The following is a 239-nucleotide window of genomic DNA, read 5'->3' as shown; positions in this document are numbered from 1 at the left end:
CTCCTCTAGAAAAGCAAGAATTATATCGGTTTGCAATAACAGTGTTGTGGTTAAAATCAGTAATAGCATTAACAGATCAATGACCCGTTCTGTTACGATGGTTCCAAAACCTTTTTCAAAAGGGACGCCTTCGTAAGTGGTAAGTGCGGTCGCCCTCAGAAATTCACCTGATCTAGGAATCCCCAAATTGGCAAAATAAGCCATAAGCACTATAAAAATGCTATTGATGAACTTTGGAC

Annotated in this window: 1 protein-coding gene; it reads right to left on the bottom strand. The window is 39.3% G+C overall.

Annotation, left to right across the window (positions count from 1 at the left end):
* Positions 1 to 219: lysylphosphatidylglycerol synthase domain-containing protein (locus tag SB754_RS22760; protein ID WP_410784534.1), on the bottom strand; the 219-nt coding region annotated here is incomplete at its 3' end.
* Positions 220 to 239 lie beyond the last annotated feature (20 nt).

The sequence above is a fragment of the Leifsonia sp. SIMBA_070 genome (assembly GCF_046534635.1).
Lineage (GTDB): Bacteria > Actinomycetota > Actinomycetes > Actinomycetales > Microbacteriaceae > Leifsonia.
Note: the sequence above shows the minus strand (reverse complement) of the source record. Positions and strands in the feature narration are given on the sequence as shown.